Annotated in this window: 15 protein-coding genes and 1 pseudogene; 12 read left to right on the plus strand and 4 right to left on the minus strand. The window is 65.1% G+C overall.

From position 1 onward, the window contains the following. Positions 1 to 87: 87 nt before the first annotated feature. Positions 88 to 1385, minus strand: a pseudogene (locus NDK18_RS15295) (sugar MFS transporter). A gap of 401 nt (positions 1386 to 1786) precedes the next feature. Between NDK18_RS15295 and glk the strand changes: the two are divergent. From glk to NDK18_RS15310, 3 genes are all read left to right on the plus strand, one after another. After that, positions 1787 to 2776, plus strand: coding sequence for a glucokinase (glk, locus tag NDK18_RS15300; RefSeq protein WP_250626281.1), 990 nt, complete (start codon positions 1787 to 1789; stop codon positions 2774 to 2776). Positions 2777 to 2920: 144 nt separating this feature from the next. Continuing rightward, positions 2921 to 5644: a TonB-dependent receptor gene (locus NDK18_RS15305; RefSeq protein WP_250626282.1), complete on the plus strand. Its 2724-nt coding sequence runs from the start codon at positions 2921 to 2923 to the stop codon at positions 5642 to 5644. A gap of 143 nt (positions 5645 to 5787) precedes the next feature. Next, a complete protein-coding gene (locus NDK18_RS15310; RefSeq protein ID WP_250628266.1) occupies positions 5788 to 8094 on the plus strand; it encodes a family 20 glycosylhydrolase in 2307 nt (768 codons plus the stop codon). A 9-nt stretch (positions 8095 to 8103) separates the two neighbouring features. Here the strand turns inward: NDK18_RS15310 and NDK18_RS15315 are convergent, their stop codons facing one another. Together NDK18_RS15315 and NDK18_RS15320 are read right to left on the minus strand one after the other, a co-directional pair. Next, positions 8104 to 8790, minus strand: coding sequence for a TMEM175 family protein (locus NDK18_RS15315; RefSeq protein ID WP_250626284.1), 687 nt, complete (start codon positions 8788 to 8790; stop codon positions 8104 to 8106). A gap of 45 nt (positions 8791 to 8835) precedes the next feature. Further along, a complete protein-coding gene (locus tag NDK18_RS15320) occupies positions 8836 to 13140 on the minus strand; it encodes a DEAD/DEAH box helicase (protein WP_250628267.1) in 4305 nt (1434 codons plus the stop codon). A 97-nt stretch (positions 13141 to 13237) separates the two neighbouring features. Between NDK18_RS15320 and NDK18_RS15325 the strand changes: the two genes are divergently transcribed. The 4 genes from NDK18_RS15325 to NDK18_RS15340 all read left to right on the plus strand — a co-directional run bounded on the left by NDK18_RS15325 (position 13238) and on the right by NDK18_RS15340 (position 17449). Continuing rightward, the gene (locus NDK18_RS15325; protein WP_250628268.1) at positions 13238 to 15415 is read left to right on the plus strand and encodes a beta-glucosidase family protein; all 2178 of its coding nucleotides are present in this window, start codon (positions 13238 to 13240) and stop codon (positions 15413 to 15415) included. Between the two features lie 75 nt (positions 15416 to 15490). Beyond that, a complete protein-coding gene (locus NDK18_RS15330; protein WP_250628269.1) occupies positions 15491 to 16249 on the plus strand; it encodes a zeta toxin family protein in 759 nt (252 codons plus the stop codon). A gap of 81 nt (positions 16250 to 16330) precedes the next feature. Next, the gene (locus NDK18_RS15335) at positions 16331 to 17071 is read left to right on the plus strand and encodes a transporter (protein WP_250628270.1); all 741 of its coding nucleotides are present in this window, start codon (positions 16331 to 16333) and stop codon (positions 17069 to 17071) included. A gap of 36 nt (positions 17072 to 17107) precedes the next feature. Then, the gene (locus NDK18_RS15340; RefSeq protein ID WP_250626288.1) at positions 17108 to 17449 is read left to right on the plus strand and encodes a zinc ribbon domain-containing protein YjdM; all 342 of its coding nucleotides are present in this window, start codon (positions 17108 to 17110) and stop codon (positions 17447 to 17449) included. 344 nt (positions 17450 to 17793) lie between these two features. Here the strand turns inward: NDK18_RS15340 and NDK18_RS15345 are convergent, their stop codons facing one another. Next, positions 17794 to 19341: an FAD-dependent monooxygenase gene (locus tag NDK18_RS15345; RefSeq protein ID WP_250628271.1), complete on the minus strand. Its 1548-nt coding sequence runs from the start codon at positions 19339 to 19341 to the stop codon at positions 17794 to 17796. A gap of 183 nt (positions 19342 to 19524) precedes the next feature. Between NDK18_RS15345 and NDK18_RS15350 the strand changes: the two genes are divergently transcribed. The 5 genes from NDK18_RS15350 (at position 19525) to NDK18_RS15370 (ending at position 25150) form a co-directional block, all read left to right on the plus strand. Continuing rightward, positions 19525 to 20253, plus strand: coding sequence for a CoA transferase subunit A (locus tag NDK18_RS15350; RefSeq protein ID WP_250626290.1), 729 nt, complete (start codon positions 19525 to 19527; stop codon positions 20251 to 20253). Between the two features lie 2 nt (positions 20254 to 20255). Continuing rightward, positions 20256 to 20885 carry a 3-oxoacid CoA-transferase subunit B gene (locus tag NDK18_RS15355; protein WP_250626291.1) on the plus strand — a complete coding sequence of 210 codons (630 nt, stop codon included), beginning with the start codon at positions 20256 to 20258 and terminating at the stop codon, positions 20883 to 20885. Positions 20886 to 20953: 68 nt separating this feature from the next. Then, positions 20954 to 21382, plus strand: a complete 429-nt coding sequence (locus NDK18_RS15360; protein ID WP_250626292.1) for a DUF2946 domain-containing protein — start codon at positions 20954 to 20956, stop codon at positions 21380 to 21382. A gap of 61 nt (positions 21383 to 21443) precedes the next feature. Next, complete coding sequence (locus NDK18_RS15365; RefSeq protein ID WP_250626293.1) at positions 21444 to 23753, plus strand: TonB-dependent receptor; 2310 nt, start codon at positions 21444 to 21446, stop codon at positions 23751 to 23753. Next, positions 23750 to 25150 (plus strand): PepSY-associated TM helix domain-containing protein, encoded by a 1401-nt coding sequence (locus NDK18_RS15370; RefSeq protein ID WP_250628272.1) that lies wholly within the window; start codon positions 23750 to 23752, stop codon positions 25148 to 25150. The genes NDK18_RS15365 and NDK18_RS15370 overlap by 4 nt, the downstream gene beginning before the upstream one ends. The last annotated feature ends 15 nt before the right edge of the window (positions 25151 to 25165 follow it).

The following is a 25165-nucleotide window of genomic DNA, read 5'->3' on the forward strand; positions in this document are numbered from 1 at the left end:
GTTCTTCTCCGCCTTCGTGATCTCGCCGCCCATCGTAGCGGATGGACGGCGGGGAGAGCAGGGCTGGCGCCTTCCTGCGGGGCATGCTCAGCCCAGTCGGTGCTGGCCGACCTTATGTCCCGCCAGGCCGAAATAGAGGATGTACAGGTAGCAAGGCACCATCAGCGCCGCGAACACCATCTGGAAATCGTGGTGCTGCTTCAGATACCCGAAGAGGGGCGGGATGATGCCACCGCCGGCGATGCCCATGATCAGCAGCGCCGAACCGCGCTCGGTCAGGCCGCCCAGGCCGCGGATGGCCAGCGGGAAGATCGCCGGCCACATCATGGCGTTGGCAAAGCCCAGCGCGGCCACGAAGCCTACCGACACATAGCCGGTGGTGAGCGAGGCGCCCAGCACGAACACCACGCCCAGCACCGCCGACAGCGCCAGGTAGGCGTGTTGGGTGATCACCCGCGGGATCAACACCAGGCCGGCCAGGTAGCCGGCCAGCATGGCGAACAGGGTGTACGAGGTGAAATGGCGAGTGGCCTGCAACGGCAACCCTAAGCCCTGGCCGTACGTGCCGATGGCGTCACCCGCCATCACTTCCACGCCGACGTACAGGAACAGGCACAGCACGCCCAGCCACAGGTGCGGGAAGCTGAAGATGCCGCCGTGCTCGTGGCCGATGGTGCGTTCGGTGTTGGCACCGGAGGGCTTGATCTCCGGCAGTGGCGAGCGCACCACCCAGACCGCCAGCAGCACCAGCAGGACCGCCATCACCATGTAAGGCATGTGTACCTTGGCGGCGAAAGCATTGAGCAGGGCCTCGCGGCTGGCTGCGTCCGGCGCGGCAGCGACCTGGCTGCCGAAGTCGGCGATGTTGGACAGCACCAGCGCACCGAACACGAAGGGCGCCAGTGCGCCGGCCACCTTGTTGCAGATACCCATGAAGGCGATGCGCTGCGCCGCGCTCTCGATCGGCCCCAGGATGCTGATGTACGGATTGGAGGCTGTTTGCAGCAGCGAAAGTCCCGCGCCGATCACGAACAGGCCCGTGAGCGCGCCGCCGAAGCTGCGCATGGAAACGAACTGGCCGAAGATGACCGCGCCGATCGCCATCACGAACAGGCCCAGCCCCATGCCCTTCTTCATGCCCGTGCGCTTCAACACGATCGATGCCGGGATGGCCAGGAAGAAGTACGACAGGTAGAAGGCCGATGGCACCAGGAAGGCGTAGAAGTCGTCCACCTGGAAGGCGAGCTTGACGAAGGTGATCAGCGGGCCGTTGAGCCAGGTGACGAAACCGAAGATGAAGAAGAGAACGCCGATGATGATCATCGGTAGCACGCTGGACTGGCGGGCCGGCAAAGGCTCTGGAATGGCGGACATGACTTGTACAACTCCCCGTCGTTCGGCCACGCGCGCAATGCGACGACACCGTTGTCCGCTTTATTGACCGGGCGGCGCAACGTTGTCAATCAGCGTTTGCCCAGTACCCGGCCAGACATATGACTGACGGCATGGACCGCCACGGCATTTGCTGCACCGCAGCACGCCCTTCCACCGCCAAAACGTGGGTCTGTACATGGCCGATATGTACATTCCCGGCAGCAACGGACAGCCGATCGTGTTGCAGCGCGTGAAGGAAAGGTTTGGATTTAGGAATTTTTCCTCGTTGACAACGTTGTCATTACGAAGCCATATTGCGGACAAGCGCGGCGCCCGGGGTACCGAAGGGCGCCCATTGGGGTCGGGCAAGGGGACAGGTGTGGCGACAGCTGCCAACCACAGGACACTTCAGATGGTGAAACCCCAGGGTTCGCCGTTCATCGCGGCGGATGTCGGCGGCACGCATGCGCGCATCGGCCTGGTCAGCGCCCAGTTGTCCGGCGTGAACGTGCTGCATTACGAGCGTTATACCTGCGCCGACTGGCCCAGCCTTACGGCGGTGCTGAAGGATTTCTTCGGCAAGGCCGGCGTGAATGGCCCGGTCGAGCATTGCGCCGTGGCCTGTGCGGGCTACGTGCTGGACGATGCCATCGTCAACGACAACCTGGCCTGGCCGGTGTCGATCAGTGACATCCGTGCCTCGTTGTCCATCGGACAGCTGGCGGTCGTCAACGACTTCGAAGCCGTGGCCTATGCCACGCAGTTCCTGGATCTTGCCCAGACCACCACCGTGATCGCCGCCAGCAAGCCGTCGGCGCCGGGTCCGGTGCTGGTGATGGGCCCGGGTACAGGCTTAGGGTCGGCCGTGCTGCTGCCGGGCGAGCCGCGTGCACGCGTGCTGGCCACGGAAGCCGGGCAGATCTCGCTGGCGCCGGGCACCGAGCGCGAGATCGAGATCCTTCGCCAGCTGTCGAAGGAATACGACTACGTTTCCATGGAGCGGGCCTTGAGCGGCCCGGGCCTGTTGAACCTCTACCGGGTGATCGCAGGCCTGCGCGGCCTGCCTGTCGCGCTTGCCGAGCCTGCCGACGTCACCGCTGCGGCGCTTGCCAAAAGCGACGAGGCGGCGGTGGAGGCCCTGGACACTTTCTGCGCGCTGCTGGGCAGCTTCGTCGGCGACCTGGCCATGCTTTACGGCGCTACCGGCGGCGTATTCCTTGCCGGCGGAATTTTGCCACAGGTGCGCGACGTGCTGCTGCAAAGCCAGTTCGAACACCGCTTCTTCAACAAGGGCGTGATGCGGGCCTTCCTGCAGAAGGTTTCAGTACGCCTGATGGACCACGGCCAGTTGGGCGTGATCGGTGCCGCCGGGTTGTACCTCGACGGCAACTTCGCCCAGTGACGGGCTTTTCGGCCACCTGAAGTTTTTTAGTCCTGCTAGTTCGCAATACCCAAGAAACGGGCCGCAAGGCCCAGCCAACCAACGGACACCGGCCCCGCCGCAGGGGCTGCCGCTTAAATCGAAAGCCTCTGAGGGGAGGACGCCATGTCATTCAGCAAGAATCTGCTTGCCGCCAGCATCATCGCCAGCCTGTGCATGGCCGGCACTGTCCTCGCACAGGACGCTGCCCAGGTCACCGGCGACAACGCTGCCAAGCCCAATGCAAAGAAAGCTACCGAGCTCTCCACGGTGGTCGTCACCGGTATCCGCGACAGCGAAGCGGAGGCCCTTAACCTGAAGCAGGAAGCCGTCTCCCACGTGGAGATCGTGACCGCCGAGGACATCGGCAAGCTGCCGGCCAAGAACGTGGCCGACACCCTGCAGCGCCTTCCCGGCGTGAACATTTCCTCGTCCAGCGCTTCGGAAGGCGGCTTCGACGAAAACGACCGCGTGGCCCTGCGCGGCACCAACCCCAGCATGACCCAGACCCTGGTCAACGGCCACACCGTGGGCACCGGCGACTGGTTCGTGCTCAGCCAGGTGCAGACGGTCGGCCGCAGCGTCAGCTACAGCCTGCTGCCGGCGGAAATCGTAAGCCAGGTGGTGGTGCACAAGACCTCCGAGGCCAACATCGTCGAAGGCGGCAGTGCCGGCTCCGTCGACATCATCACCCGCCGTCCGCTGGAATTCGCCAAGCAGTACACGGCCGAAGCCTCCGTCGGTGGCGTGTACTCGGACCTGCCTTCCAAGACCGAGCCGCAGTTCAGCGGTCTGTTCAACTGGAAGAACAACGACAACACCTTCGGCATCCTGGGCCAGGCCTTCTACGAGAAGCGCAGCCTGGAGCGTGACGGCCAGGAAGTGGTCGGCGGCTACATTCCCATCACCGCAGGCCCGCTGGCCGGCAAGTACGCGCCGGAACTGCTTGGCACCACGCTATTCACCCAGAAGCGTGAGCGCAAGGGTGGCGTGATCGACATCGAGTTCAAGCCTACCGATAACGTCACGCTGGACCTGTCGGGCTTCTACTCGAAGATGAAGGCCGACAACTACAACCGCAACTACATGATCTGGACCAGCAAGTTCGTCAACACGGCAACGCCCACACCGGGCTACGTGGTGAACAAGAACGGCGTGGTGAGCCAGGCCAACTACGATCCAGTTCCGGGCGACAACACGCCTTATGGCGTGTATGACATGATTTCGCGCCCGGGTGCTTCGTCGCAGTCGAAGTACCTAACCCTGGACGGCGCCTGGAACGCCACCGACCACCTGACCATCAAGGGCCAGGCCGGCACTACCGAAGGTCGCGGCGACAGCCCGAACCAGGATGTGCTGGAAACCGGCGTGCAACCGGGTGGCGGCGCGGGTTGGGCGCAGCATGGCTTGGGCAGTCCGTACGACGTGCACCTTGGCTCCGACAACTCCAGCCTGGCATCTTCCGGCTTCCAGCCTTCTACCGGCTGGATCTTCGGCGACCAGGACATCCACGTGAAGGACAAGGAGCACTGGGGCCAACTGGACGGTGAGCTTGCCTTCGACGATAGCCTGCTCTCGTCCCTGCAGTTCGGCGTGCGCTATGCCGACCACACGCGTGAGAACAAGACCGATATCGGCCAGGGGCCGCTCAACGGACTGGGTGTTCCGTCGGACTACCCGCAGGACGTCAGCAACTATCCCGGCCACTTCGGCGACGGCTTGGGCGCGACCTTCCCGAGCAACATCTGGTACTACACACCGGGCCAGCTCGCCGCGATCGACGCGGCCAAGGCCAACCGCGACCCCGTGGGCCGTTTCAACTGGGGCAACATCTACAAGGTCGAGGAAAAGGACAAGGCCGCCTACCTGCAGGCGAACTTCACGGGTAGCCAGTGGAGTGCCAACGCTGGCGTGCGTTACGTGCGCACGGAAGAGGACATCAACTACAACTCGACCAATCCCGATGTGTACACCGTGGCAGGTCCGTTCGCGGGCTCGGCCTTCGGCACGTACTACCTGAGCAATTACAACCACACGTACAGCAAGGCGCTGCCGAGCGCCAACTTCAAGTGGAGCTTCACCGACGAGCTGGTCGGTCGTTTGGCTGCTTCCAAGACCATGACTCGTCCGGACTATTCCGCGCTGGCCGGTTCTGTGTCGCTGGATGACCTCACCCACACCGGCAGCGGCGGTAACCCGCAGTTGAAGCCGATCATCTCCACGAACTTCGATGCTGCGCTGGAATGGTATTTCGCACCGCGCGGCCTGCTGTCGTTCGGCGTATACAAGATGAACCTGAAGGACTACGTGAACTTCGGCCCGGTGGCTCGCCAGTTCAAGGACCAGCAGGCCTCCATCGCCGCTGGCACGGACGTGTTCAACACCTATCTGGTGAGCGTGCCCGTCAACGTGGACGGCTCGGTCAAGGGTGCGGAACTCAACTACATCCAGCCGATCGGCGAGAACTTCGGCGTGTCTACCAACTACACGCTATCTGACGGTCACACCGACAAGGATGACGGTCCGCTGCAGGGCAACTCGAAGAGGACGGCCAATGTCTCGGCCTACTTCGAGAACAAGGTGTTCAACGCGCGCGTGAGCTACACCTACCGTTCGGAGTTCTTCGCCGGCGTCAGCCGTACGGACAACTTCTACCAGCGCGGTATCGGCAACCTGGCGCTATCGATGGGCTACAGCCTGACCGACAACGTCTCGCTGTCGTTCGACGCGATGAACCTCAACCGCCCGGTGCTGAAGTACTACACGAAGGCCGATGTCTACGGTAAGCAGCCCTACGCTTTCTACGACAATGGCCGCCAGTACTACGTGAACGTTCGCTTCAAGTTCTAAGAGTTGGCTCAAGCGACCTTGCGGTGCTGCCCGCGAGGTCGTCTTCTCCCCAAGGGCCCTGTGACCAGGGCCCTATTTTTTTGTCCCGGAAACGGGAATTCGTGGCAGCATGGCTGGGCTGGCGGGGATATGGAGGACTTCGGATGAACAAGTACGCTTGTGTGTTGGCGATGATGGCCGTGGGCATGCTTGCTGCATGCGCCATGTCCCCGAACAACCCGTCGCACGCGGCCGCCGGTGCCACAGGTCCGGGCGACGCGATCGCTCCGCTGTCGCTGGTGCCCGCGGTGGCCAGGCTCGACCGGCACGCCGGATCGTTCGCCCTGCGCGAGGGCACCCGCATCGTGGCGCCGGCCGGTGACGAAGGCGCGCACCGCGTGGCCCAGTACCTGGCCGACCGCATCAAGCGCAGCACGGGCATGCAGCTGACCGTGGCCGACGGCGGCGATGCGAAGGGTGCGATCGTGCTGGCAAGCGACCCGGCCATCGAGGGCGAGGAAGCCTATGCGCTGGATGTCACCAGCGATGGCGCTACCATCCGCGCCAGCCGCTCGCATGGTTTGTTCTATGGCGCGATCACCCTGTGGCAGGCCCTGACAGCGCAACCGGATTCACATGCGGTGCCGGCCATGCACGTGGACGATGCCCCGCGTTTCGCCTGGCGTGGCCTGATGGTGGATTCGGCACGGCATTTCCAGACCACGGATGAACTGCGCAAAATCATCGACCAGATGGCGCTGCTGAAGCTCAATACTTTCCACTGGCACCTCACCGACGATCAGGCCTGGCGCATCGAGATCAAGAAGTACCCCGACCTCACTCGCATCGGTGGCTGCCGCAAGGCGTTGGGTCCCGATGCGGCCCTTGTGGAGGAGCCGGGCAAGCCTTATTGCGGCGTGTACACGCAGGACGATGTCCAGGGCATCGTGGCCTATGCCGCCGAGCGCTACATCACCGTGGTGCCGGAAATCGAGATGCCCGGCCATGCACAGGCGGCGATCGCTTCCTATCCGCAGTTCGGCGTTACTAAGAAGCGGCCGGCGGTATCCACCGATTGGGGCGTGATGCCCTACCTGTACAGCCCTTCGGACAAGACCTTCACCTTCATGGAGAACGTCCTTGATGAAGTGATGGCGCTGTTCCCTTCCACGTATATCCACGTGGGTGGTGATGAAGCCATCAAGGACCAGTGGCAGGCCTCGAAGGCGGTACAGGCCCAGATGAAGCAGCTGGGCATCACCAACGAAGAGAAACTCCAGGGCTGGTTCATCGCCCGCATCGGCGCCTATCTTGATGAACACGGCCGGCGATTGATCGGCTGGGACGAGATCCTGGACGGCGACGTCCCGGCGTCGGCGGCGGTGATGTCCTGGCGCGGCACCAAGGGCGCGGTGATCGCGGCGAACAAGGGCCACGATGTGGTGCTGGCGCCAGCACCCGACCTCTACCTCGACAACGTGCAAAGCAGGCTTCCCGACGAAGTACCCGGCCGCATGCCGGTGATCACGCTTGAGGCGCTTTACCACTTCGAACCGGTCCCGTCGGAGATCAGCGCAGAAAATGCCAAACACGTGCTTGGCGCGGAAGCCACGATCTTTGCCGAGCAGACGCCTACGGCCGCCCGCGTCGAACACGCAGCGTTCCCGCGCCTGGCGGCGCTGGCCGAACGCACCTGGACAAACCAGGCCGACTGGCAGGATTTCCTCGCCCGCATGCCGGCGCAGATGGCACGCTTCAAGAACGATGACATCAAGGCCGCCGATACGGCCTTCGGCGTAGCGTTCGAAGCAACGGCCAACGGCGACAAGGCGATGGTGAAGTTGTCCACGCAGACGGGCCTGGGCAGCATCCACTACACGATCGACGGCAGCACACCTGTAGCGAACTCGCCAGCCTATACGGCGCCGATCGACGTACCCTTGCCCACCACGCTCATGGCGACGGCGTTCATCGGTGAACAGGCACTGGCCCAGCCGCGAACCCAGGTAGTGGACGCCGCCTCGCTTCTGCGCCGTGACAGCACGGCGCTGGAGTTATGCACCGACTCCAACGGTTCGCGCCAGGAAGCAGCCTTGCCGGTGGATGGCCCGCGTCGCACGCACTTCGTCGACATCATGAATACCTGCTGGCGCTGGAAGGGCGTCGACCTCACCGGCGTGCGCCACATTGCCATCGAGGTGGATCGCCTGCCCTGGAACTTCGCCCTGGCGCACGAGATCAAGAACGTCGTGACACGGCCCAAGCACAGCAAGGCGGGCGAGGTCGAGGTTCGCCTGGATAGTTGCGAAGGCGAGCCTGCGGCCTCGCTGGGACTTGCCGCAGCCCATGACGGCAAGGCCACGCTTACCGGCGACCTGCAGGGTGAAGGCACGCACGACCTGTGCATCGTGGTTACCGGCAAGCCCGGCCCCACGTTCTGGGTGCTGGGCAACGTGCAACTGCAACGCTAGCCCAGGTTGTCAGTCCGGTCGCCCGGCGCGTGCACGCATGCGCCGGGAGATCCAGCCCATGCCCATCAGCAGGAAATAGAGCAGGCCCGGCAGCGCGAAGGTCCAGCCGGGTGCATCGTCCGGAAGCGATAGCGCCACGATCGCCGACAACGCACCGACTCCCGCGGGAATCAGCCACAACACCGCTCGCAGGCGCGGTGTGAAATCGTCCTCGCCATGAGCCGAAGCCACGTGGGCCGCATGGCGGAACAACAAGGCCAGCGTTCCGGACATGCAGAAGTAGCTGAAGCCGAAGATGGCGAACAGCGATTTCACTTCCGCTGCGCGGTGCAGACCGAAGTCGCTGGACAGGTGTCCTGCGGAAAGCGCGTTGAACAGGCTCGCGTACACCATGTGCAGCGGGTACACCACGATCAGCGCGAAGAACACCAGCAGCAGGGACAGCAACAGTCCCGGGCGTGTAGCACGCGTGCAGTGCATGCGCCATTGCACGTGGCCATACCAGAACCGTGCCATCTGCGCGAAGCAGGCTGCCGCCGCCGGGACGTTGCCCAGGAGGTGCACCATCCTGTCCACGTCGTTGGGAATTTCCGCGCCGCCGATGGCCAGCAGGGTGAGCGTGAAGGCGAAGGCGCCATCGACGAAGATATCCAGGCGGCCCGCTTCCAGGCCCTCGCGGTGCACCGTCACGCTCATGGTTTTTCCCCGCGGCGCGAACGGGCGCCGCCTGCCGGCATCTTGTCAGCCGGCGGCGGCCCCGGCAACCAGGGCCGCGGGCATGGTGCGCGGTGCGCGCGGATCACGCGTGAGGGCGAAGCGGGCCAGTTGCTCTTGCGCGGAATCAAGCTCCGCAAGGGTGGCGAACTTGCCCGCCACCATCGAGGCCACAGGCACGCCATCGACGTAGACCACGCGGCTACCCAGGGTGGCCGGCACCTTGCTGCCCGCCAGTAGTCCGCCAACCAGGTTCAGCGGATCGCAGCCTGAGACACACACATGCTCGCCATCGTGCGCCCGCGTACGAACCTGCCGAAGCGCGGCCAGCGCATCGGGCAAGGCGAACTGCTCGCCCACCAGGCCCTCGATGAAGCGGCCACCGCGGATCTCCCCGCGCGCTTCCAGCCGCTGGTACACGCGCCGCAACTCGCGCCACGACGGCAACCACGGCGCCTCGCGCTCCAGCAATCGCCACGCCACCACGCCATAGCGGCGAAGCAGGGTGCGCGCCACGTGCTCCAGCGCATCGGCGTCGTCGCGGTTCTCGCGGACTTGCCGTGCCAGCGACCAGCGACCGGAATCCTCGATGCCGCTGAGCGCATGGCGGCGCAGGCGGCGATGGCGCCCGTCACGCTTGGCTGCCGGCAGCAGCAGCGCGCGAAGGCCGGCGAAACTATCGGCGGTGATACGGCCGGCAGCCACCAGTTCACCTAAAGCGTCTTCCAGTTCCGTGCGCAATAGGTGCGTGTAGGAGCTAAGTTCGTCGAAGAACAGTGCGCCTTCGTCGCGCAGCGCATCGGCCACGGCCTGCGCGCGCGATCCCAACTCGACCTCGTGGGCGGGCGGTGCCAGGGCACGCCAAACACCCAGCTGGCGACGGGGCAGCAGCACGATGGGCGTGGCCCGCACGGGACCGGCGCCGGCGCCGCTGCCGGGTCGCAAACGGCCCCAGGTGACGCGGCCGGCGCGGCAGAGGTCGTCGAGCCAGCCGATGCCGTAGTCCTCGACCCGCCCAGGCAGGATCTCTGCTTCCCATGCGCCCGCGGCGGCCTCGAAGCCTTCCAGCTGGGCGATCACGCCCGCCAGCGCGTCCGGGCCGCTGACGCGCGAGTGGGTGCCCATGTGCTGCCAATCGATCAGGAAGCGCATGAAGTCGCGTGGCGCCACCGGCTCGATCTCACGGCGCAGGCGACCGATCGTGTAGCGGTGGATGCGAGCCAGCAGATGGCGTTCGCACCACTGTTCGCCGTCGATCGCCAGGCTGAAACGCCCGCGCATCACATAGCCTTCCTGCTGCAGGCGGGACAGCGCGATGGTGATGTCGCCTTCGTCCACGGCCAGTACGGCGGCAAGATTCGCTTCGGTCACCGGGCCCACGCAGGCAAGGCGCGAACGCAGCAGTTCCACGGTTGCGTCTTCGGGCGACCAGTCGCGGACGAACTCCGCCGGCGCCTCGATGGCGGGAGACATGGGTGCATCGGCGTGCAGCGAGCGCCAGGTAGGCAGGCGTTCGGCGGTGACCCACATGAAGCCACCGGCAAGCTCAAGGCGGGTGGCGCGTGCGTCGCGGGCGAGCCGTTCCAGCAGGGTGCGCCACGACGGCTCGATCTCGGCTTCGGCGATGCCGCCCATCAGGGTGAGTGCCTCGTGCATCTCGTCGGCGTCGCGCGCCTCGGGCCAGGCTTCTTCGCAGACGGCTTCGATGGCCGATTCGTCCAGGCGGCCGAGGTCGTCCGGGCCTTGCACGTCGCTCCAGCGGCGCGACTGCACGGCCTGCGTGCGGCGCTCCTCGAGCGGGGCATCATCAAGGAAGGCATAAGGCGACGCGCCCAGTACTTCGGCAGCCAGCGGCGACGGCGCGGCCAGGTCGCGGCAGGCGATGGAAACCTCACCGGCTTCCATGCGGCGCAATAGCGCCAGCCAGCCCTCGGTGTCCATGGCTTCGTGCAGGCAGTCGTCCAGTGTCTGCGCCACCAGCGGGTGGTCGGGCACTTCGCGTTCGCCTACCAGGTTCTCGGCGCAGGCCACCTGGTCGGGAAATACCGTGGCGAGGAAATCCTCGCTCTTCATGCGTTGCAGCTGCGGCGGGGTTTTCTTGCCGCCGGTAAAACGTGGCAGCGCCAGCGAGGTCACCGCGTTCCAGCGCCAGCGCACGCCAAACAGCGGTGCATCGAGCAACGCCTGTACCAGCACGTGCTCGGCGCTGGCTGAATGCAGGTAGTGGGTCACTTCCTCCAACGGAAAACTGTGGCTGGTGGAAAGCGAAAGCACGATGGCGTCCTCGGTGGCCGCCGCCTGCAGTTCGAAATTGAACTTGCGGCAGAAGCGCTTGCGCAGCGCCAGGCCCCAGGCGCGGTTCATCCGGCTGCCATAGGGCGTGTGGATCACCAGCTGCGTGCCGCCGGATTCATCGAAGAACCGCTCCATCACCAATTGCGATTGCGTGGGCAGCACGCCGCCCAGCGCCGCCGATGCACGGGCCAGGTATTCGACGATCTGTTCGGCCGCCGGCCGTACGATGCCTACTTCGTCGACAAGCCATGCCAGCGCCTGGGCCACGCCACCATCGGCGAGCCTGGCGGCGATCTCCCCGCGCAGGCGCGACACGCCAGCGGATAGTTCATCGCTGCGACCCGGTGCTTCGCCCAGCCAGAACGGAATATTCGGCGGTACACCCTTGGCGTCTTCCACGCGAAGGCGGTCGCGTTCCACGCGCAGGATGCGATAGGAGGTATTGCCCAGTTGGAACACATCGCCGGCCAGGCTCTCGATGGCGAAGTCTTCGTTCACCGAGCCGATGGTGATCGACGCAGGTTCCAGCACCACCGCGTAGTCGGCCATGTCGGGGATGGTGCCGCCGGACATCACGGCGGTCATCTTTGCGCCGCGGCGCGCGCGCAAACGCTTATGCACGGCGTCGCGGTGGATATACGCCCCGCGCGGGCCCATGCGTGTGGTGAAGCCTTCGGCAAGCATGCGCACGATGTCGTCGAACGAGGCGCGCGTAAGGTCGTGGTAGGGCCAGGCGCGGCGGACGATGTCGAAGAGGGCGTCTTCATCCCATTCGTCCACCGCCACTTCGGCCACGATCTGCTGGGCCAGCACATCAAGCGGGCCGTGGGGAATATTGAGCGTGTCCAGCTCGCCGCGGCGCACGCAGTCGAGCAACGCTGCGCATTCGACCAGGTCATCACGCGAAGTCGGGAACAGCCGTGCCTTCGGCGTGCCGTCCACGGCGTGGCCAGCGCGGCCGCTGCGTTGCAGGAAGGATGCAATCGAGCGTGGCGAGGCGAGCTGGCACACCAGGTCCACGTCACCGATGTCGATGCCAAGCTCCAGCGAGGCGGTGGCCACCAGCACGCGCAGGGCGCCTGATTTCAGCCGTTGCTCGGCATCCAGGCGTTGCTCGCGCGACAGGCTGCCGTGGTGTGCGGCCACTGCTTCCTTGCCCAGTCGATCGGAAAGATGTTTGGTGGCGCGCTCGGCCATGCGGCGCGTGTTGACGAACACCAGGGTGGTGCGGTGTTGTTCGACAAGGTTGTGCAGGCGGTTGTAGACCAACTCCCATGTGTCGTTGGACATCACCGCTTCCAGCGGCACGGGCGGAACCTCAAGCCCGAGGTCGCGTTCGCGCACGTGGCCGATGTCCACGATGTGGCAGTCTTCGCGGCGGTCGCCCACCAGGAATCGCGCTACCTTCTCGATCGGCTTCTGCGTGGCTGAGAGTCCGATGCGAAGCAGGCGCCGTTGGCACAGCGACTGCAGCCGCTCGAGGCTGAGCGCAAGGTGGCTGCCGCGCTTGCTGGCGGCGATGGCATGGATTTCATCCACGATCACCGTGCGCACGTCCCCCAGCATGGCGCGCCCGGAATCCGAGCCCAGCAACACATAGAGCGATTCGGGTGTCGTCACCAGGATATGCGGCCGCGTGCGGCGCATGCGGTTGCGCTCGGCCGTGGGCGTATCGCCGGTGCGCACCGCCGTGCGGATATCCACGTCCGGCAGGCCAAGCCGGGCCAGTTCGCGCCGGATGCCTTCCAGTGGCACTTCCAGGTTGATATGCACGTCGTTGGACAACGCCTTCAACGGCGATATATAGACGATGGTTGTCTTGTCGGGCAGGCCGCCTTCGGCCAGGCCCTGGCGCACTAGCTCATCGAGCGCGGCCAGGAAGGCGGTGAGCGTCTTGCCTGAACCGGTGGGCGCTGCCACCAGCGTATGCCGACCCTCGCGGATGGCCGGCCACGCGGCTGCCTGCGCGGCGGTCGGGCGCGGGAACGCGCCTTCGAACCAGGCGGCGACGGCGGGGTGGAATGCGCGGAGCGGCATGGCCTAGATGGTGGGGTCAGATCCGGCAAAATCCTACACCCGCCCTTGCCAAGTAAGCGTTACGCAAGCAATCTTCCTTGGTTCTACCCTGAAGGAAATGGCCATGCCCCGTCGTCGCCTGCTCGTGCTCGCCCTTCTTGCCGCAACTTCCGTCCATGCCGCCGATAAACCCCGGCCCTGGATGGACACCAGCCTCTCGCCCGACAAGCGCGCCGATCTCGTCGTGGCGCAGCTCACGCAGGACGAAAAATTCCGCCTGATCCGCTCCGAATTCGGCGACAACGAAAAGGGCAAACCGCAAAAGCCGGCCGGTGCGCTGGGTTCGGCCGGTTACACCCCGGCGATCGAACGGCTGGGTATTCCCGCCGTACAGGAAACCGACGCGGGCCTGGGCGTGCGCAGCGCGGGTCTAACCGGCAAGGGCAGCACCGCGCTTCCGGCGGGCCTGGCCGTAGCGGCCAGCTTCGATCCCGCTATCGCCTACGCCGGCGGCGCCATGATCGGCAGCCAGGCCCGGCGCAAGGGTTTCAATGGCCTCCTGGCCGGCGGCGTCAACCTGGTACGCGACCCGCGCAACGGCCGCAATTTCGAATACGCCGGTGAAGACCCGATCCTTGCCGGCACCATCGTGGGCAATGCGGTAAAGGGCATCCAGTCCCAGCACATCATCTCCACCGTCAAGCACTACGCCATCAATGCGCTGGAAACCGGCCGTAATACGCTAAGCGCCGATATCGACGAAACCGCGCTTCGCGAATCGGACCTGCTGGCTTTCGAGCTGGTCCTCGATATCGGCCAGCCAGCGTCCGTGATGTGCTCCTACAACCGCATCAACACGGTCTATGCCTGCGAGCACCCATGGCTGCTCAATACCGTGCTGAAGCAGGACTGGGGCTACAAGGGTTACGTGATGAGCGACTGGGGCGGCGTGCATAGCTCGGCGGCAGCGGCCAACGCCGGCCTGGACCAGGAATCGGCAGGCAACATATTCGACGACCAGGTGTACTTCGATGCCCCGCTGCGCAAGGATCTTGCCGATGGCAAGGTGCCGCAGGCGCGCATCGACGACATGGTCCATCGCATCCTTCGCAGCATGTTCGCCAGCGGCATCATCGACCACCCGGTGAAGGCCGCGCCGATCGACTTCAACGCCGATGCGGTGGTGTCGCGCAAGGCGGCAGAAGCAGGTTCGGTGCTGTTGCGTAATGAAAACAACCTGCTGCCGCTTTCCGCCAGCGTGAAAAGCGTGGCCGTGATCGGTGGCCATGCCGACAAGGGTGTGATTACCGGCGGCGGTTCCTCCTCTGTCGAACCGCCGGAAGGCAATGCCGTGCCGGGCCTTGAGCCCACCGACTGGCCCGGTCCCGTGCGCTACCAGCCGTCCGCACCGCTGGCCGCGATCAACGCGCAGACCGGTGGCAAGGCGAAGTATGCCGATGGCACCGACATTGCCGCGGCGGTGAAGCTTGCCGCCGACAGCGAAGTGGCGGTGGTATTCGTGCAGCAGTGGACGGCCGAGTCGTTCGATCCGGCCACCATGGCGCTCGGTGGCGACCAGGATGCCCTGGTGGCCGCCGTGGCCAAGGCCAACCCGAAGACCATCGTGATCATCCAGAACAATGGTCCGGTGAAGATGCCGTGGCTTTCCAATGTGGGTGCCGTACTCGACGTCTGGTATGCCGGCGCCCGCGGCGGCGAGGCCATCGGTAACCTGCTGTTCGGCAAGGTTGCGCCGTCCGGCCGCTTGCCAGTGACCTGGCCGAAGGACGAATCGCAGTTGCCGCGTCCGGTGATCGTGGGCGCTGGCCTTGCCGGCGGCAAGCCCGCGGACAAGGTGGACTACAACATTGAAGGCGCCGACGTCGGCTATCGCTGGTTCCAGAAGAAGAACCTCACGCCACTCTTTCCGTTCGGCTATGGCCTTACCTATTCGTCGTTCGACTATTCCGGGTTCAAGGTGAGCCAGGCCAACGGCGAAGTCGTCGCCGACGTGACGGTGAAGAACACCGGCAAGCTCGCAAGCATCGATACGCCACAGGTGTACGTCACCGCACCCGACGGCGCGCCGCGCCGCCTGGCCGGCTGGGCCCGCGTGCCCTTGCAGCCGGGCCAGAGCCGCACCGTGCACATCAAGCTCAATCCGCATGCGCTGGCGCGCTACCAGGATGGCTGGAAGGTGGCCGCAGGCTCGTACACGTTCCAGCTGGGAACGTCCGCCACCACGTTCGCCGGCGAGGCCAAGGCTGCGATCTCGGCTTTTTCAGTCAAGCAATAACTGAGCGCATTTCCATGGACGGCCCGTCACAAAGCGTATGCACTAGAGCGATTTGTGATGGGCTTGGGATTATCGATGCGGAAGGATAGCGACACTGAATTCAGCTGGCGCCAAAAGGCTTACGTCAAGCATGTGCGACCTCGGGTCCTCGGTAACCTTGACGCCACGTCCTATTCCCCGGGCGTGGCGCCAACGGCTACGGTGGTCACGGGGGTCGAAGGCGCCAACCTGGGCGCCACCGCGCAACGCGCCGCCGATGCCATCGAACAAGCGGGTGGTCGGCCGGTCGTCATCGACGCGGTGGCCCTGCGCGGCGTGCATGACCGTCTCACGCCCGATGGGCAGTCGGATGTCGCCAGTGATGTCGCGGTGTGGACCGACCAACTGGTGAAGGACGCATCACGTCGGCGGCTTGACCCGGTCGTGGTGGTGACGACCGCCTCGCCGGCCAAGATCGATGGTGTCGTCAACTCGCTTCATGATCACGGCTGCGGCGTTATGGCCATCGCGGTGCAGGCCGATCCGGCGACGGCTGCGCGAACCGCGCGCGCGCGCGCCTTGAGTGGCGAGCCCGGCGACCAGGTCGGCTTGAACATGCAGGCGCGTTCGCAGGCCGCCCTGGCAGGCGTCGTGGATCGCCTTGATCGTGATCCGCGCGTAAGCCACATCCGTGTCGTAGACGAACATCACCGTTCGGTCTTCCGTGCCGATCCATCGCGTCACGCAAGCGCATCCCATGAAGCGGCCAAGCGATTGGATTCCCATGCCGCCGGCCAACCAAGCGCCAATCCGTTTGGCCGGCGTCCTGAACGCTCGTCCGGTCGCGAAAGATGATGGTGTCGACGCCCGCTGCACGTCGTTGACACGATGCTTGCGAGCCAGGACACAAGGGGGCAGATGAGAATGCGACATGCCGTGCCATACATTGCCCTGGCGGCCATGGTCCTTTCCATGCCTGCCATGGCCGATCCTCCGGACTTCGACCGTCCCGGTGCCGGCTTCGCCACCAGCGTGTTGCCGGCCGGCGGCGTTGCGCTGGAGCAGGGCGTGCCCGACTGGTCACGCGAGCCCGACGACAGCGGCGCCTTGCAGGGTAAGTACACCGCCGACAGCCTGTTTCGTGTGGGCCTTGGCGGGCCGGTGGAGTTGCAACTGGGCGGGTCGGCGTGGAACCACCTCTACGGCGATGGTGAGCACCGCACCGGCCATGGCGACAGCAGCGTGGCGATGAAAGTTGCGCCAAGCACGAATGGCGACTTCAGCTACGCCGTGCTCGGCCAGGTGACGTTCGACAACGGCACGCATGACATCGGCAACGGCGCGCGGCAGTACACACTCGGAACCACGCTTGGCTGGAAACTGCAGGGTGATCGGCAGTTCACGGTATTCGCAAACCTCGATCGCCTGCAGGGCAGCAACACCTGGACATTGGCGCCGGTGTATACCGTGCCGCTCACGGACAACCTGCAAGGCTATGTCGAAACCGACCTGATCCACGACGGCCAGGACGGCAACGAAGGCTTGGCTGGTGGCGGCTTGGCTTTGAAGCTGGGCGAACGCGCCCAGGCCGATACCTTCGTGCTGCATCGCGTGGGCCCGCGCGGCGCACAATGGGAGGCCGGGCTAGGCATTTCCGTGTATTTCGGCCGCTTGTAGGTATGATGCGGGCCCCGCGCCACGCGAAGTACCGCCATGTCCGATATTCCCGCCTGTCCGCAATGCGGCATGGAAAACACATACCCCGATGGTGAGCAGTACATCTGCGCCGATTGCGGCCATGAATTTCCCATGCATGTTCCCGCACCGGCTGACGAAGCGACCGTCGTGCGCGACGTCAACGGCAATCTTCTCCAGAGCGGCGACACGGTGGTCGTGATCAAGGACCTTAAGGTCAAGGGATCATCCATTCCGCTCAAACAGGGCGCCGTGATCCGTAACATTCGACTCGTTGACGGCGATGCCGAACACATCGAAGGCAACTCGGACAAGATCAAGGGATTGGTGCTTAAGACGATCTACCTGCGGAAATCATGAATGACGGGCTCGCGCCCTAAACGCATAGGAAAAAAGAACATGACCCACACGCTCACGCGCGGGGCCATGATGGGCCATCCTTAGCTTGCGACGGACGTTAGTCCGCCGTAACGCGGCCCGGCAGAAGCCGACGCGGCGCTGGCACCGATGAAGGGGGGGCTCGACCATTTGCACGATGTGCGGGTGACGGCATCCTGCCGTTCAGGTCGGTCATCGATGTTTCCGTACGCCGGGAAAAGCTTTTGGCTTCTTCGGCGGCGGAGCCATAGTGCGAAAATGCCGACGGTATCGATATAGGAAAATGCTCAAAATTTGTCCGCTTATTGCCGCGGCTCAGTCATCTTTCACCGATTCGTATGCTTTGGCGGGTTGGCCACGATGGCGAACCGGGCGATGTAGTTCGCCATATCGACGAGACCGCTTTCTTCCTGATCGCCCCTGACCATGGCGATATAGCCGTCCGGGCGCACCAGGCACACGGTGCCGACGGGTATCCCCGCGGCCTGTGCCTTCTCGCCATGGATGTAGCCGTGCAGGGGCAGGCCGGTGTTGTAGGCCAGGCGCCGTACACCGGGCCCGGGCTCGCCGTAGACATGCAACTGCCAGTCCCGCGAGGTGAGCGGTTCGAAATTGCTCACCTCGCCGACAGGCAGCCATGGCAGGCGGTCGCCTCCGCGCAGGTTGCCGGCGCGCCCGGCCGAGAGCGCGCTGTCGTGGTAAGCGATTCGTATCTGTGACACCACGCGGAAGGCGAGCCGCGGTGTTCCCTTCCAAGCCGCGACGGCACGTATCACGTACGGGAGGATGCCCGTGCGCCACACCCGGCCGATCGACCCGTCCGAGGCTATCAGGCGGAAGGCGCGGTCGGTGCTCTGCAGCAGCTGGCGGGCAAAAGCCATGCGCTCGGTGGCGTAAGTGGCCAGGATCGACGCGTCGGCGCGCCGGTGCAGCACCGAGGCCAGCTTCCAGCCCAGGTTGATGGCGTCGCCGATCCCGGTATTCATACCCTGGCCGCCCGCGGGGCTATGGATGTGCGCCGCATCGCCGGCCAGGAACACCCTGCCGCTGGCAAATGACGAGGCCATGCGGTGGTGCGAGCGATAAGTGGAAAACCAGTTCACCTCGTTGACCTTCAGGCCGGTGGTGCGCTCGACCTGGCCGCGCACGTCTTCGAAGGTGAAATCCTCCCCGCGGCCCTGGCTGTCCTGCACCACGCCGATCAACCGATAGGCTCCGGTGCGGCGTACCGGCATGACCAGGCAAAACCCTTCGGCGTTGGTGCACAGGCTTACACCCAGCTCCGCCGCCGCACCCTCCACCATGGCGTCGGTCACGTAGAAGGTCTGATCGTACGTGCCGCCGGCAAAATCCAGTCCCAGGGCGTGCCGCACGCGGCTGCCGGCGCCGTCACAGCCGCACAGGTAGTCAACATGCACGCGTTCGGCGCCGCTGGCACTGTCCAGGCGCACGTGGACCGATGTGGACGTCTGGTCCAGGCCGACCACCTGGGTGCCGCGCTCGATGGCGACGCCGGCAGCCAGCAGGGCTTTCTCCAGCAGGCGCTCGTGGTCGTCCTGCGGATAGGTCAGCACGTAAGGGAAAGGAGAGATGCCCTCTCCGCCTGCGCCGATCGCTACCGTCGCGCGTTTCACGCCCTTGGTGCGCACGCAGATGTGATCCATGGGGATGCCCCCGGACACCACCGCTTCGGCCAGCCCCAGCTGGTCGTAGAGTTCGAGTGTGCGTGCGTGCACGGCCATGGCGCGGGAAGCCTCGCCTGCAGACATCCGTGGATCGACGATGCGTACGCGCACCCCGGCCCGGGTCAGCCACAAGGCCAGCACCATGCCGGTGGGTCCGGCCCCGGCGATCAGCACCTGCGTATCGTTCATGTGCTCAAGCTCACTGGTCAGCGCCGGATGGTGGCGGCCTTACCGTGTGACCAGCGTGTAGGGGCCTTGCAGCCCATACCGCTCGCCCGTGCCTGTGCCGATTGTGCCCTTGCAGCGGGCCTTCGCAAAGCCGGGGTAGTAAAGTGGGTGGGTTACGGTGCCCCCACGCTCAGGAGTCGATCCATGCCAGACGCCGCCCGTCGCCCCCGCGACAAGCGCTACGCCTCCGCTGCCGAAGCCCTCAGGGGTGTGGTGGCCAACAACCAGGTGATCGCCGTCGGCGGCTTCGGCCTCTGCGGTATCCCGGAGCTGCTGATCGAAGCCCTGCGCGACTCGGGTGTCACCGGCCTTACGGCGGTATCGAATAATGCCGGCATCGATGGCGTCGGCCTTGGCTTGCTGCTGCAGACCCGGCAGATCAGGAAGATGGTGTCGTCGTACGTGGGCGAGAACAAGGAATTCGAGAGGCAATTCCTTGCGGGCGAACTCGAGGTGGAATTCACGCCGCAGGGCACGTTGGCCGAGAAACTCCGTGCAGGAGGCGCCGGCATCCCGGCTTTCTTCACCCGCACCGGCTACGGAACCCAGGTGGCCGAAGGCAAGGAAACGCGCGAATTCGACGGCCACATGTACGTGATGGAACGTTCCATCGTGGCCGACGTGGCCCTGGTGAAGGCCTGGAAGGCGGACCCTTCGGGCAACCTGGTGTTCCGCAAGACGGCCCGCAACTTCAACCCGATGGCAGCTACCGCGGGCAAGGTTTGCATCGCCGAGGTCGAGGAAATCGTCGCCATCGGCGAGATCGACCCCGACCAGGTGCATACGCCGGGTATCTACGTCGACCGCATCGTGCACAACCCCGCGCCGTCCAGGCGCATCGAGCAGCGCACCGTGCGCGCCAAGGGAGAATGACCATGGCCTGGAACCGCGACCAGATGGCCCAGCGCGCCGCGCAGGAACTCAACGACGGCGACTACGTGAACCTGGGGATCGGCTTGCCCACGCTCGTGGCCAACCACCTGCCCGACGGCGTGGACGTGTGGCTGCAGTCGGAAAACGGCCTGCTCGGCATCGGCCCGTTTCCCACCGAAGACGAAGTGGATGCGGACCTGATCAACGCCGGCAAACAGACGGTTACTGCCCGCCAGGGCGCGTCGTATTTTTCCAGCGCCGATTCCTTCGCCATGATCCGCGGCGGCCACATCGACATTTCCATCCTCGGTGCCATGCAGGTGACCGACAAGGGCGACATCGCCAACTGGATGGTGCCAGGCAAGATGGTCAAGGGCATGGGCGGGGCGATGGACCTGGTGGCGGGAGTCAAGCGCGTGGTGGTGGTAATGGAGCACACGGCAAAGGACGGCACGCCCAAGATCATCCCCGAATGCAGCCTGCCGCTTACCGGCACCGGGGTGGTGAACCGCATCATCACCGACCTGTGCGTGTTCGATGTCACCCAAAACGGCCTGAAACTGGTGGAACTGGCCCCTGGCGTGGACGAGGCAGCCCTGCGCGGCGCCACAGGGTGTCCCTTCACGGCGTGACCGAACGCCGCAGCCGCCCTTCACGGGCGGCATGGAATAATTCCGGTCCTAAGCCGGTACCGAGTCTTATGTTCAAGCGCCACCTCCATCGCCGCATTGCCGCCTGGCTGGCCCTGCTGGCCGTGGGGCTGATGGTGGCCGCGCCCGGGATCTCGCAGGTGTTGCGGTCCCGGGCCAGCTTTGCCGAACTTGGCGCCTGGTGCGAAGGGCGCGCGGGACTGGTCACCCGCGCCGCGCCCGTAGCCGATGCCAGTGGCACGACCGCATCATCCACGCATTCGGCGATGGCCGGCATGGGCGACATGTCCATGGATGCCTGTGGCTACTGCAGCCTGTTCTGCCACGCCCCGACGGTGCCTGCGACGGTTGCGTTCATGCCCATGTTGGTGCCTGCCACCACGGCTATCCCCGCTGAGGTTCCAGCCTCGCCGCTACCCATGGCGCCGCGTACGCCGGTGGCTGAGCCGCGGGGTCCACCTGTTTTCTCGATGACCTGAGTACTGCCCTTACCTGGCGTGCGCGCCAGCGGGCCACTTAAGCTTTTTCGGGATTACCACCATGTATCTGTCCTTGCCCAGTCGGCGCCGAACCGCGCCGCTGGCGTTTGCCATCGCGATGGCGCTGTGCGCGGCCGCACATGCCGGCGACGATGCCGACGGCAGCACGCCCCAGCGCGCCAAGACGCTGGAAGGCGTGAAAGTGTCGGCGGCTGACACCAGCACGATCGATCCGAACCTTCCGGCCGTGGTGGAGAGCGTCGACGCCCAGGCGTTGTCCCTGCGCAACGTCGTCAATGCCGAGGATGCGCTCAAGTACATGCCGGCCTTCGGCATTCGAAAGCGCTTTATCGGCGATGAAAACGCCACGTTCTCGGTGCGCGGCACCAGCAACACGCAAAGCGCCCGGGGGTTGGTGTACCTCGATGGCCTGCTGCTTTCCAATCTGCTGGGGAACAACTTCTCCAACCCGCCGCGCTGGTCCATGGTGTTCCCGGACAACCTCGAACGCGTCGAGGTGATCTACGGCGCGTACTCGGCGTTGTATCCGGGCAACAGCATCGGCGCCACGGTGCTGATGACCACGCGCATGCCCGAAAGCCTGGAACTGTCCGCGCAGTCGCAATTCTTCACCCAGCATGTGGACGAATACGGCGTCGACCGCAACTACGGCGGCCGGCGGCTCTCGGCCACGATCGGCGACCGGGTGGGGAATCTTTCCTTCCTGCTGGGCGTGGCCAGCCTGCAATCGAACGGGCAGCCGCTGGTGTTCGCCACGCAGAACCTCTCCACCACGCCTGCCAGTGCCGCGGCCGTGCCGGTCACCGGCGCCATCGTCGACCGTGGTCCGAATGGCCAGCCGCGCGTGGTGAGCGGCATAAACGCGGAAGGGCAGGAGGCCACGCGCCAACACGAAGCGAACCTCAAGCTTGCCTATGACATCACGCCGGACCTGCGTGCGGGCCTTACCGTGGGCTACTGGTGGCAGGACATGGCGCACCGTACGGAAAGCTTCCTGCGCGATGCGCAGGGCCGGCCGGTGTACGCAGGCGTGGTCGCCATCGATGGCAGGCAATACACGTTGCCTGCGAGTTTCTTCGCACCCAGTACGCGCGAAAGCGCCAATACCCTGTATGGCCTGTCACTGGGCACGCACCGCGACAGCGGCTGGAATATCCAAGGGCAGGCCAGCTACTTCGACATGAGCCGCAACCGCGACCGCGTCGCCGCCAGCGCATTGACCGAAGACGGACCGGGCCAGCTCACCGCCGGTGATGGCTCACGCTGGCGCACGTTGGACATACGCGCCAGCCACCAGCCCGACCTGGTGGCACCAGGCACGCACTGGTTGAGCTTCGGCTATCACTACGATGGCTATGCGTTGGCCACGCAGGCCTACGCGCTTGACACCTGGCGCCATGGCGACGCGGGTGTGCCGCTGTCGGGTACGGGCGGCAGCACGCAGACGCAGGCGGTGTACCTGCAGGATGCCTGGCAACTGGCTGATGCGTGGCAGTTCACGATGGGTGCCCGCTATGAACAATGGCGTGCGTTTGCCGGCTACCGAAGCGCGGGCGCGGCGTCCGTTGGTTATGGCGAGCGCAAGGAACAGCACACCTCACCCAAGGCCGCGTTGTCCTGGCGCGTCGCCGACGACATCGACATGCGGTTGTCGGTGGCCCGGGCCTATCGTTTTCCCACGGTCAGCGAATTGTTCCAGGGCACGTTCAATGGCCTGGCCCTCATCAACAACAATCCCAACCTGAAGCCTGAGAACGACCTTTCCCGCGAACTCACCACCACCTGGACCCGCGAGCGCGGCGTGGCGCGCTTTACCGTGTATCGCAGCGACACGCGCAATGCACTCTTCAGCCAGACCAATACCACCGTGTTTCCCACAGTGACCAACGTGCAGAACGTAGGTCGCGTGCGCACGCGTGGCGCCGAGGCGTCATACGACGGCAGCGGCGTGTGGTTTGATGCGCTGGATCTGTCGGCCAACATTGCCTATACGCAGGCCACCACGGTTCAGAACCCTCTGAACCCGGCCTCGGTGGGCAAGCAGTTCTACCGCATCCCGACGTGGCGTTCGAACGTGGTGGCCACCTGGCATACCAGCGAAAACATCGCTGTCACGGTGGCTGGCCGATACTCGGGCAGGCAGTACAACAGCCTGGATGAAAGCGACACCAACCCCGATACCTTCGGCGGTACCAGCAAATTCCTGACCTTCGATGGACGGGTAACCTGGAAGCCCAATCCGCACATGGATATTGCCCTGGGCGTGGACAACCTCACCAACCGGCGTTACTTCGTGTACTACCCGTATCCTTCGCGCACCTATCTTCTGGACCTGAAGGTGCATCTGTGAGCGCCGTGCCCGACCGCCGCGCGCGCGATGCCTACCGGCTGGTGTGGCGATGGCATTTCTACGCAGGGCTGTTCTGCCTCCCCTTCGTGCTGTGGCTGGCGTGCACGGGATCGATCTACCTGTTCAAGCCGCAGATCGAAGCATGGCTTGATCGCCCCTACGACCGCATCGATGCCCAGGCGCCGCGCGTGGCACCGTCGACCCAGGTGGCCGCCGCGCTGGCGGTGGTGCCCGGTGGCGTGCTCAATGCATATGAGTTGCCGGCAAGCAACACCAGCGCCGCGCGGGTTCTGGTGGGTCGCGGCGACGACCTGGTACGCGTGTACGTGGACCCGACCAACGGTCATGTGCTGCACCACGTGGTGGAAGACGAACGCCTGATGCGGCGCATCTTCTACCTGCATGGCGAACTGCTGATGGGCGATCGGGGTTCGATGGTGGTGGAACTGGCCGCATCGTGGGCGATCGTGATGATCCTGTCCGGCCTATACCTGTGGTGGCCCCGCGGCAAGGGCCTGGCGGGCGTGCTGTATCCGCGCGTGCGTGAGCGTGGCCGTCTGTTCTGGCGCGATCTTCATGCGGTCGTCGGTGTGTGGGTGGCCTTGCTTGCGCTTTCGTTGCTGGTATCGGGTTTGCCGTGGGCGAAGTCGTGGGGCGGGATGTTGAAGGAAGTGCGGAAGTTCGGTTCGACAACCGAAGTGGCGCAGGACTGGACCACGGGACGCTCGGACGAGCTGGCCAAACGCCGTGCAGCGAACACGGCGATGGATGACATGGCGGACATGCCGGGGATGGATCGCGGGCAAGGTGAATCGAAGAAGCAGAGCTTGCATGTCGAACATGCAGACGGGGGTAGCCCCCACACGGCGGTGGACCTGCATGCACTTGATCGCCTGGTGCCAACCGTAGCCAGCCTGCAGTTGCCGCCGCCGGTGCTGATCGCACCACCATCGAAGGCGGACGCCGGTTGGACGGGTCGGTCCGATACCCAGAACCGCCCAAAGCGGCTGACGCTGAAGCTCGACGGCGCCACGGGCCAGGTGATCAACCGCAAGGATTTCGCCCAGGGAGCGCTCCTGGACCGGGCGATCGGCTACGGCGTGGCTGCCCACGAGGGCCAGCTGTTCGGCTGGCCGAACCAGTTGCTCGGCCTGGTCACGGCGCTGGGCCTGATCACCGTCACCGTGAGCGGCTTTGTGATGTGGTGGCGCCGCAAACCGGTGAAGCGGCTGGGTGCCCCGCCCGCGCACGGAGCGCGCTACCCTGCGCTGATGGTCGGGTTGCTGGTGGTGTTCGGCGTGCTGTTGCCGCTGCTGGGTATCTCCATGCTGTTCGTGCTGGTGGCCGAGCGACTGGTGCTTCGTCGCGTGCCGCGGCTGCACGCGTTCTTCAATTAGCCACGAGGGCGCGCG

The organism is Pinirhizobacter soli, from assembly GCF_015905305.1.
GTDB lineage: Bacteria > Pseudomonadota > Gammaproteobacteria > Xanthomonadales > Rhodanobacteraceae > Pinirhizobacter > Pinirhizobacter soli.